This window comes from Gluconobacter sp. P5B12, from assembly GCF_018812035.1.
Lineage (GTDB): Bacteria > Pseudomonadota > Alphaproteobacteria > Acetobacterales > Acetobacteraceae > Gluconobacter.
The window spans coordinates 1-2,280 of the sequence record NZ_JACRVV010000021.1; the positions used below are offsets into that span (position 1 = coordinate 1).

A 2,280-nucleotide genomic window follows, 5' to 3' on the forward strand; every position below is an offset into this window, starting at 1 on the left:
GTAGTTATATGCTTGTCTCAAAGATTAAGCCATGCATGTCTAAGTACACACGAATTAAAAGTGAAACCGCAAAAGGCTCATTATATCAGTTATGGTTCCTTAGATCGTTAACAGTTACTTGGATAACTGTGGTAATTCTAGAGCTAATACATGCAATTAAAACATGAACCTTATGGGACATGTGCTTTTATTAGGCTAAAACCAAGCGATCGCAAGATCGTTATATTGGTTGAACTCTAGATAACATGCAGATCGTATGGTCTTGTACCGACGACAGATCTTTCAAATGTCTGCCCTATCAACTTTTGATGGTAGTATCTAGGACTACCATGGTTGCAACGGGTAACGGGGAATCAGGGTTCGATTCCGGAGAGGGAGCCTGAGAAACGGCTACCACATCTAAGGAAGGCAGCAGGCGCGTAAATTACCCACTCCCAGCTCGGGGAGGTAGTGACGAAAAATAACAATACAGGACTCATATCCGAGGCCCTGTAATTGGAATGAGTACACTTTAAATCCTTTAACAAGGACCAATTGGAGGGCAAGTCTGGTGCCAGCAGCCGCGGTAATTCCAGCTCCAATAGCGTATATTAAAGTTGTTGCGGTTAAAACGTTCGTAGTTGAACTTGTGCTTCATACGGGTAGTACAACTTACAATTGTGGTTAGTACTATACCTTTATGTATGTAAGCGTATTACCGGTGGAGTTCTTATATGTGATTAAATACTTGTATTTTTTCATATGTTCCTCCTATTTAAAAACCTGCATTAGTGCTCTTAAACGAGTGTTATTGTGGGCCGGTACTATTACTTTGAACAAATTAGAGTGCTTAAAGCAGGCTTCAAATGCCTGAATATTCTGTGCATGGGATAATGAAATAAGACCTCTGTTCTGCTTTCATTGGTTTTCAGATCAAGAGGTAATGATTAATAGAAGCAGTTTGGGGGCATTAGTATTACGACGCKAGAGGTGAAATTCTTGGACCGTCGTAAGACTAACTTAAGCGAAAGCATTTGCCAAAGATGTTTTCATTAATCAAGAACGAAAGTTAGAGGTTCGAAGGCGATCAGATACCGCCCTAGTTCTAACCATAAACGATGCCAGCTAGCAATTGGGTGTAGCTACTTTTATGGCTCTCTCAGTCGCTTCCCGGGAAACCAAAGCTTTTGGGCTCCGGGGGAAGTAYGGTYGCAARGCTGAAACTTAAAGGAATTGACGGAAGGGCACCACCAGGAGTGGAGCCTGCGGCTTAATTTGACTCAACACGGGAAAACTTWCCAGGTCCGAACATAAGTGTGTAAGACAGATTGATAGCTCTTTCTCGAATCTATGGGTGGTGGTGCATGGCCGTTCTTAGTTCGTGGAGTGATTTGTCTGGTTAATTCCGATAACGAACGAGACTCAAATATATTAAATAGATATCTTCAGGATTATGGTGCTGAAGCTTATGTAGCCTTCATTCATGTTGGCAGTAAAATGCTTATTGTGTTTGAATGTGTTTATGTAAGTGGAGCCGTACCTGTTGGTTTGTCCCATTATAAGGACACTAGCTTCTTAAATGGACAAATTGCGTCTAGCAATAATGAGATTGAGCAAYAACAGGTCTGTGATGCCCTTAGATGTMCTGGGCTGCACGCGMGCTACAATGAAAGTATCAACGTGTATTTMCTAGACCGAGAGGTCCGGGTAAACCGCTGAACCACTTTCATGCTTGGGATTGTGAACTGAAACTGTTCACATGAACTTGGAATTCCCAGTAAGTGTGAGTCATTAACTCGCATTGATTACGTCCCTGCCCTTTGTACACACCGCCCGTCGCTACTACCGATTGAATTATTTAGTGAGGTCTCCGGACGTGATCACTGTGACGCCTTGCGTGTTACGGTTGTTTCGCAAAAGTTGACCGAACTTGATTATTTAGAGGAAGTAAAAGTCGTAACAAGGTTTCCGTAGGTGAACCTGCGGAAGGATCATTATTGTATAATATCCTTACCGTTAATAAAYATTTGTAATTATACAAATAAAAACAATTTACCAAAATAAAAATATAACAAAATGATTCCATGGAATCAAAAGTTAAAATCAAAATAAAACGAAGATGGGGCTTGGCAACCTCATAAAAAGATTTTAACATTTCTAATGTATGTTGTGCGTATTTGTGGCGAGTACTTACAACAACGGCGTTTCCTATAAAAATAATGTTTCGAACATGAAAATCGAAGAAACAAAATTCGAAAGTGGAAGTCGAATCAAAATAAAATAATTTCGAATGTGTGGTAA

The 2,280-nt window shown here is 40.4% G+C and carries 1 rRNA gene; it reads left to right on the forward strand.

Annotated features, from left to right (window positions below):
• The first annotated feature begins 103 nt into the window (after positions 1-103).
• A 16S ribosomal RNA gene (locus KP702_RS15895) occupies positions 104-1,981 on the forward strand.
• The last annotated feature ends 299 nt before the right edge of the window (positions 1,982-2,280 follow it).